Origin of the sequence: uncultured Halorubrum sp. (assembly GCF_937146585.1) — an archaeon.
In the GTDB taxonomy this organism is placed as follows: Archaea; Halobacteriota; Halobacteria; order Halobacteriales; family Haloferacaceae; genus Halorubrum; species Halorubrum miltondacostae.
Genome location: NZ_CAKZRO010000030.1, coordinates 23194 through 30645, shown reverse-complemented (window position 1 = coordinate 30645; position 7452 = coordinate 23194). Strand labels below are relative to the sequence as shown.

The 7452-nt window shown below is 71.4% G+C and carries 10 protein-coding genes and 1 pseudogene; 5 read left to right on the top strand and 6 right to left on the bottom strand.

The annotated features are described in order from the left end of the window. The 4 genes and pseudogenes from Q0116_RS02950 to Q0116_RS02935 form a co-directional block, all read right to left on the bottom strand. Positions 1-188: pseudogene (locus Q0116_RS02950) on the bottom strand (cytochrome bc complex cytochrome b subunit); the annotation flags it as partial. Between the two features lie 7 nt (positions 189-195). Beyond that, positions 196-585: a hypothetical protein gene (locus tag Q0116_RS02945; RefSeq protein ID WP_297885368.1), complete on the bottom strand. Its 390-nt coding sequence runs from the start codon at positions 583-585 to the stop codon at positions 196-198. Beyond that, positions 582-1232: a halocyanin domain-containing protein gene (locus Q0116_RS02940; protein ID WP_297885366.1), complete on the bottom strand. Its 651-nt coding sequence runs from the start codon at positions 1230-1232 to the stop codon at positions 582-584. Before Q0116_RS02940 ends, Q0116_RS02945 begins: the two co-directional genes overlap by 4 nt. A 95-nt stretch (positions 1233-1327) precedes the next feature. Next, positions 1328-2173: a hypothetical protein gene (locus tag Q0116_RS02935; RefSeq protein WP_297885365.1), complete on the bottom strand. Its 846-nt coding sequence runs from the start codon at positions 2171-2173 to the stop codon at positions 1328-1330. Between the two features lie 139 nt (positions 2174-2312). Between Q0116_RS02935 and Q0116_RS02930 the strand changes: the two genes are divergently transcribed. After that, on the top strand, positions 2313-2795 hold the full coding sequence (locus tag Q0116_RS02930; RefSeq protein ID WP_297885364.1) for a hypothetical protein: 483 nt from the start codon (positions 2313-2315) through the stop codon (positions 2793-2795). A gap of 86 nt (positions 2796-2881) precedes the next feature. Then, the gene (locus Q0116_RS02925) at positions 2882-3502 is read left to right on the top strand and encodes an HAD family hydrolase (protein WP_297885362.1); all 621 of its coding nucleotides are present in this window, start codon (positions 2882-2884) and stop codon (positions 3500-3502) included. A 26-nt stretch (positions 3503-3528) separates the two neighbouring features. Here Q0116_RS02925 and Q0116_RS02920 read toward each other — a convergent pair whose 3' ends face one another. Further along, on the bottom strand, positions 3529-4395 hold the full coding sequence (locus tag Q0116_RS02920) for an MBL fold metallo-hydrolase (protein ID WP_297885360.1): 867 nt from the start codon (positions 4393-4395) through the stop codon (positions 3529-3531). Between the two features lie 3 nt (positions 4396-4398). Next, the gene (locus Q0116_RS02915) at positions 4399-6252 is read right to left on the bottom strand and encodes a radical SAM protein (RefSeq protein WP_297885358.1); all 1854 of its coding nucleotides are present in this window, start codon (positions 6250-6252) and stop codon (positions 4399-4401) included. A 115-nt stretch (positions 6253-6367) separates the two neighbouring features. Here Q0116_RS02915 and Q0116_RS02910 point away from each other — a divergent pair, with 115 nt between their 5' ends. The 3 genes from Q0116_RS02910 to Q0116_RS02900 all read left to right on the top strand — a co-directional run bounded on the left by Q0116_RS02910 (position 6368) and on the right by Q0116_RS02900 (position 7440). Further along, positions 6368-6763, top strand: coding sequence for a hypothetical protein (locus Q0116_RS02910; protein ID WP_297885356.1), 396 nt, complete (start codon positions 6368-6370; stop codon positions 6761-6763). A gap of 101 nt (positions 6764-6864) precedes the next feature. Next, the gene (locus Q0116_RS02905) at positions 6865-7020 is read left to right on the top strand and encodes a hypothetical protein (RefSeq protein ID WP_006114342.1); all 156 of its coding nucleotides are present in this window, start codon (positions 6865-6867) and stop codon (positions 7018-7020) included. A gap of 3 nt (positions 7021-7023) precedes the next feature. Next, positions 7024-7440 (top strand): Hsp20/alpha crystallin family protein, encoded by a 417-nt coding sequence (locus tag Q0116_RS02900; protein WP_297885352.1) that lies wholly within the window; start codon positions 7024-7026, stop codon positions 7438-7440. Positions 7441-7452 lie beyond the last annotated feature (12 nt).

Genomic DNA, 7452 nt, shown 5'->3' with positions numbered 1-7452 from the left:
GTGTGGCTCTTCGGCATCTGGAGGTTCGCGCGGTAGTACATCGTCTCGAGCAGCTCGAGGTAGTCGACGATGCGGAGCCGCTTGTCAAGCCAGATGAGCGTCGTCAGGAAGGCCGTCTCGATGGCCGTGAGGTCCTGACTCTTGAGCCACGCGTTGTGGTCCATGTCGTCTTGTTTTTTCAGACTCATTGTCGAATCACTTCTTGTAGTACGGGTACACCGCGCGCTTCAGCGTGTCCGCGAGACCGCCGGTGTCGAAGGTCTTGCCGTCCTTGTCCTCCTCGCGGACGTACAGGTCCTCCCACTTGCGGCGGCGTTTCTTCACGATCATCACGTCCGGCAGGAACTCCTTCCGGTAGAGCAGCAGGATGAACGCGAGGTCGATGAAGATGAACGCCAGCAGCGCGCCGACGAACATGTTCCCGGCCTCCGTCGACGCCCACGCCGACATCAGTCCGTAGGTGAACAGCGCGACGAACACGACCTCGATGACGGTGAGCAGGACGATCGCGATCGCGGCCGCCGTGCTCTCGCGGGCCGGCTCGTACCGGTGGATGTCGCCGTACGACGAGTTTCCGGAGCTCATCTGGCACCTCCGTGGCCGGTGTGCGCCGACTCACCGTACTTGAGCATGTAGAAGGTGAAGACGAATGTCAGGCCGATACCGAGGATCGCGGAGATACCGACCCAGTGGGCGTGAAGCGGGACGCCGACCTTGGCGATGTCTTCGGGCCACCCGGTGTTGGCACCGCCGCCGACCTCGACGGTGGCGACGTCCTCGCCGACGGCGATGCCGCCGTGCATGCCGACCGCCGTGTGGGGGACGCAGTGGTAGTGGGTGATGCCGGCGTCCTCGCTCGACGTCTCGTACTCGTAGGTGGCCCCCTCCTCCCCGACGGGACTCCCGCTGTCGAGGCTGGCCGGGCCGCCGTCGTCGACCGTCTGGACGTTGTGGTCGCCGCCGGCGCCGGTCCACTCCCAGGTGATCGTCGTGCCCTCGTCGACCCACACCAGCGTCGGGTCGAACGCGAGGCCGTTGCTCCCGGCCCCCACGGAGATCGTTACCTCGTCTTGGCCGCGGGCGTCGGTGTACGACCCGACGTTGCCGCTCGAAGCGCCGCTCGGCCAGTCGGGCTGTACCTCCTGCGCAGCCGCCGTTCCGGTCGCCCCGGCGGAGGCCGCGACGGCGGCGGTCGCGCCGCCGGCCGTCCGCACGAAGTCCCGCCTTTTCATACAGTTTCACTCAGGACGGGGTGCGCTTAAACCCACCGACTGAAACCGCCGACGTGGAGGTGTCTGTAGGGCCTGAGACCGCCGAAATCGGCGTATTACTCGTTCCGGTCGCGGTCGGTCGCAGCGCCCTCCTCGTCGGTCACGACGCCGTCCTCGACGGGGACGAACTCGGGGCGCTCTTTCGCCTCGCGGAGCGCCCGCAGCCGGTCCCGATACTCCTCCGATCGGAACCGGTCGGAGAGCCGCGCGTTCGCCACCATCGCGAACAGGAAGACGCCGACGAGCAGGAACACGATGCCCATCGCGGGCGCGACGATGGTCCCGAGGTCGGTCACGGCGGTCGCGACGAGGAGCGCCGCGCCGGCGAGCACCTGGACCCCGGCGACGACCTGTATCAGGAGGTTGCCGAACTCGCCCGACCCCTCCGGAACGCTGTCGGGGTGGGGGAGCGACCAGTCGTCGGGCGGCTCGGGGACCTCGTACGAGTCCATCGCCGCCAGCGCGACGACCGGCTCGATGTCCCGGAGCACCGTCCCCTCGCCGCGCACCTCGCCCGTGGGGCGGATGATCGCGTACCCTTCGTCGGAGTAGACGAGGATGCGCTCCTCGCCGTCCTCGCGGACCCGCTCTAAGACGCCGAACACGTCTCGGGTCGCGATCCGCGACTTCAGCTCGGCGTCGACCCGGTCGAGGAGCCGGTCGCCGGTGATCCACGTGTCGGGATCGAAGGCCGCGTCCCACTCCTCGGCGCTCATCCGGGCCATGTCCGACGGGCCGAAGTCGTCGAAGTCGTACTCGGACTCGACCCGCTCGCGGAGCGCCTCGATGTCGTCGTGACCGGCTTCGGGCTCCGGATCGGCGCCCTCCGGGCCGTCTGCCGCCGGGTCGGCGGACTCCGGGGGCGGCGAATCCGGCTCCGACCGCGTCGAGGTGTCTTCCATTACGCCGTCGATACGTGCTCCTGACGCTAACTGTTTTCGTCCGTGCTCCGGGGTCGGGAACCCGGGCACCGCGCGTCGGGCGGACGCCCCGACGGGCACGGATCGGGGGGCTTTACGCGCCGGAGGACGTACCGTCGGTATGGTCGACGAGTCGGTCATCGCGGCGGTCGCCGGGCTGTCCGTGACGGCGAGCTTCCCGTTCTTGCTGTACGGCGCCTGGATCATGATCGACGCGGAGACGGTGTCGTGGAACGTGTTGATGCGACACCTGCGGTACATCGTCGTCGGACTGGTCCTCACGACGACGCCGATCGTCACGTGGATGGTCCCGCGGGTCCTCGAGCAGGTGAGCGGGATGGCGATCCTCCACGCGTTCTTCGGCGTTCAGGCGTACGCCCTGCTCGCGTTCGCGCTCACCGGGATCGTGCGCATCTTCCAGGCGAAGCGCAACGCGGACGCCTACGAGGACCTCGACGTCGACATCGACGAGATCCACGAGGACATGGGCCACTGGCGGAAGCGGCTCCGGGCCGGCGTCGCGGGCTTCATGGTGTTGTGGCTGTGCGCGTGGGTGACCGGACTCTACCGGCTGGTCACGCTTCACTTCGGCTCCCTGTTCTGAGGGCGACGACGCCGCGAACGACCGGCGTCGGCACGCGTTCCCCCGACCGACAGGTTCAATCCGGGTTTGTCCCTAACGGTGGTATCGTGGCAGTCACCTTCGATCTCTTCGGGACCCTCGTCGACGTCGAGTACCCGTCCGACCCGGCGGAAGCGGTCGCGCGCGAACTGGAGTCCCGCGGCGTGGCGGTCCCCGACGACTGGCACGTCGCGTACGGCGAGAAACACGTCGAGGCGCCGGCCGGCGCGGAGGTCCCCCTCCCAGCGCACGTCGCCCGCGCGCTCGACTCCCGCGACGTCGACGCGGAGCGGAACGTCGCCAGGCACGCCGTGATCGCCGCGTTCGACCCGGACGTGACCCGACGCGACGGCGCGCTCGACGCGGTCCGCGGCGCGGCCGAGCGCGGGCCGGTCGGGCTGCTCTCCAACTGCGCCGTCCCGGAGCTGGTCCCGCGGACGCTGATCCGCGCCGGGCTCCGCGGCGAGTTCGACGCGGTCACGACGAGCGTCGGCTGCGGCTGGCGCAAACCCCACCCCTCCGCGTTCGAGGCCGCGGCGGAGGCGCTCGGGACCGCGACGACCGGGCTCGTCCACGTCGGCGACGACGCGGAGACCGACGGGGGGATCGTCGCGGCCGGCGGTCGCTTCGTTGACGTGACGGAGACGCCGCTCTCAGGGGTCGTCGGCGAGCTCGAAGCGGAGCCGTAGCCAGAGCGGTCGGGACGACGAGCGGCTCAGTCGAGGCCCGCGTCCGCCAAGCGAGCGCGCCACGTCCCGTCGATCCGCCCCTCGGCGACCAGCTTCTCGACGTGCGCGGCGACCGTCGCCCGCGCGAGGTCCCGCACCCCGGAGAGGTCCTTCTCGTACGCGCCGTGCATCACGGCGTCCACGTCCGCCGCGCCGCCGTCGATCGCGGCGATCACGTCGCGCTCGCGATCGAGTCGGTGATCTATCAGCCGCCGGCAGGTCGCCCTCGGGTCGTCGATCGCCGGGCCGTGTCCGGGGAGGAGGCGGTCGTAGCCGGCGTCGAGCACGCGTTCGAGGCTCGCGAGGTACGCGGCGAGGTCGCCCTCGGGCGCGGCGACCGCGACGCTCCCCTCGGCGACGGCGAGGTCGCCGCAACACAGCACCGATCGCTCCGATCCCGCACCCGCGTCGCCGCCTGCGGCGAACGCGAGGTGGTCCGGCGCGTGCCCGGGCGTGTCGACCGCGCGGACCGCCGTGTCGGCGACCGTCTCGCCCGGCGCGACAGTCTCGTCCGGGTCGATCCCGGCGGCCGAGGCGAACCGGTCCGCGTGGCCCTCGCGGGCGACGACGGTCGCGTCCGTCAGGGCGGCGTAGTCGGCGACCGCGCCGACGTGGTCCGGGTGGGCGTGGGTGACCGCGATCGCCTCGACGGACGGGGCGTCCGCGTCGACCGAGCCGCGCTCCGCGAGCGCCGCGTCGAGCGCGTCGGTCCGGGCCGCCGGATCGACGAGGAGGCCGTCGAGCAGGTACGCGTTCGTCGCGCCGCCCGGCGCGCGCGTGTCGACCGGCACCTCGACCCGGGTGACCGCGGGGTCGTCGAGGCGGTCGGCGTCGCCGGAATCGTCGACGGACATCGCTCAGTCCCCGCGACCGAGCGGCGACCGCGCGGCCGGGCCGGGGCCGGACCCGGGGCGCTCGCGGCCGGGGATCGGCACGTCGGTGTCGCCGGCGACCGCGTACGCCCCGAGGTCGGCGACCCCGGCGTCGACCGCGTCGACCGAGTCGTAGGGGCGGCCGACGACGACATCGCCGGCCCGACTCCGGTTGATCCCGGGGATCGCGGTGAGCTCGTCCATCGACGCCGCGTTGACGTCGAGCGGGTACGGGACGCCCGTGACGGAGCGGTAGCCGTGGTCCGTGATCGCCACGTCGATGCTGGTGCCGAGCTCGCGCTCGCCCGGGACCGCGACGAGGAGCGCGTACGTGCCGAGTTGGCGGCCGAACGTCTTGCCGTCCTGGTGGTACTCTAGGTACACGTCCGGGAGGACGGTCCCCGGCGGGACGACGCGGTCGAGCATCGGGTTGTCGATGGTCTCGCGCACCTCGCGCTTGTACGCCTGGAACTGGTCTTTGTGCTCCTGTGCGACCTCGGCCCCGGTCTCGGCCATCTCCGTGCCCGCGAACGCCATCACCTGCCGGATGTTGATCCGGCGGAGCATCAGCCCCTCGTCGTACACCGTCTGGAGGAAGCGCTTGTTGTGCTCGTACGTCTCCGGGCGCTCGCCGGTCAGCCCGTGGACGAGGTTGATCCCGGGGAGGAGCTTCGGCAGCCGCGGCGAGGCGTCCGGGCCGGTCGACGGCCCCGTGACGCGGCTCGCGTCGCCCGGCGTCGTCTCGGGACCGTCTCCCGGCCGCCAGCCGCCCTCCTCGTTGACGACGCGGACGGCCTCCAGGCACTCCTCGGCGGTGACGAGGAGGTTGTTCTCTTCCTGGACGACCGGATCGGCCGACTCGAGCCCGAACGCGGCCGTGTCGCCGGGGGTGTTGTGCTCGGCGATGACCCGGATCGCCTCCCGGGACGCCTCCGGGTAGTCCGTGATCGTCACCGGGTTCATGTTGTCGAGGTGGAGCGTCCGGAGGTCGGGCGCGACCTCGCGGATCCCGCCGTACAGCTCCCGGAGGGCGTCGGGGTTCGGCGCCTCGCCGTCCCCGCCGAACGCGAGGATGTCGGCCTGCCGCCCGAGCCGGAAGTGTCTGACCCCCCGGTTCGAGAGCGCGTCGACCTCGCCGACGACCGACCGCGCCGCGCGGAACGCCGGATCGCCGTACAGCGGCTCCGTACAGAACGAGCACCGGTACGCGCACCCGCGTGAGGTCTCCATCTCGCAGATGAGGTAGTCGGGGTGGTTCGGGTGCTGCTCGACGACGAACGCCCCCTGCCGCGCCCAGCGGTCGACCTCCTCGTTCGTCCGCATCCGGTTGCCGTACCCCTCTAACCCCTCGCGGACGAGGTCGTGGGCCGCGGCCTCCACGTCGCCCATCGCGACGAAGTCGTAGTCGAGGTCGTCGCGCTGGGTCTCCTGTGCGCCCGCGTTCTCCTCGCCGACGCCGAAGCGCACCGGGCCGCCGAGCAGGGTCACGCCGTCCGCGGTCCAGCCGAGCTCGCGCACCTCGTCGGGCTCGGCGGGCGTGCCGCCGACGTACTTCCCGGGGACCGTCATCCCGCCGACGTAGACCATGAGGTCGGCGTCGGCCACGTCGGCGTGCTTGCTCCGGTCGTCGCGGAGCTCGTCGATGGTGTGGTAGGTGATCTGCGACTCCGGGACGCCGGCGTCGACGAGCGCGCCGGCCGTGTACCGGGGGTACGTCGAGAGGTACGGCGGGACGCCGAAGTGGGCCGGCTCGTCGACGTACCCGTCGACGACGGTGACGGAGAGGTCGTTCGGGTCGGCCGGGAGCGACCCCCGGGCCGACGCGGGCGAATCGGTCATGTTACCGTTCGTACTCGACCGAGACGGGAAAAGCGTGCGGAACGACGGGGCGGAGCGGACGGCGCGGAACGCGGCGGCCCGATCGGTTATAAGCTATCGCCCGGAACCGCCACTCGTGCCCTCCGATACGCCCGCTCGCCGGCAGCGGTTCGGACAGTACCTCGCAGTCTCCCTCGTCTGCGCGTTCGGCGCAGCGCAGTTCTACGGCGCCGACCCGCGTCCGTGGGGCTCCGCGGCCGCGTGGGCGGTCATCACCGCGCTCCTCGTCGGCCCGCTCGCGTGGCTGGCGCGGGACCGACTCCCGCCGGACCGGTACGAGACGCTGGCGTACGTCGCAGCGGGCGCCGCGGTCCTCGTCGCGATCGTCTGGCTCGGCGTCGCGCTCGCGTTCGCGCCGAGGCTCTTCCCGTACGGCCCGGGATTCGCTGCCGGCATCGCGTTCGGGACCTCCGTCGTGCTCCTCGCGGAGCGAACCGTCGTTCCGGAGCGCATGCGTGGTGCGGGGCTCTGATCGGGTTGCCGCGTACGGCTCTGACCGCCGCGCCGCGCGTTTCGCGCACCCGGGTCGCCGCCGCCACGCCGTTTAAGCCGCCGCCGATACTACGTCCGCGTATGCCATCGACGATGGAGGTCAAGTGCGTCAGCGACGACTGCGAGCTCGACATGTTCGAGAACCACTACACGTACGACGTGCCCGACGACCACGCGGTCGGGGACCTCTCGTGTCCGTACTGCGGCGGGAGCGACCTCGTCGAAATCGAGGTGTGAGCCGTGAGCGGACTCGTCGAAAGCGGTCGGTCCGCGCTCCGAAGCGCCCTCGAACGCCTCGGTCGCGGGTGGGGCCGCGTCCAGGAGCGCCGCCCGCTCTCGCACGACCTCCTCGAGAGCGACGACGCCTATCTCGTGGTCTTCGACGCCCCCGGCGTCCGCGGCGAGGACGTCGACGTGACCTTCCTCGACCGCACCGTCGAGGTCACCCTCGAACGCTTCCGCGACTTCTACGACGGCCACGACCTCGTGTTCCCGGGCCGCGGCGTCTCGCTGTCCGGCAGCGTCGACCTCCCCCGCGACGCCGACGTGACGCCCGAGGGCGCGAACGCGACGCTCACGCGCAACGGGACGCTCCACGTCGAGATCCCCAAGCGCGGCGGCTCCGCCGACGTCGACGTCGTCGAAGAGGACGACTGACCGCCGCTTGGC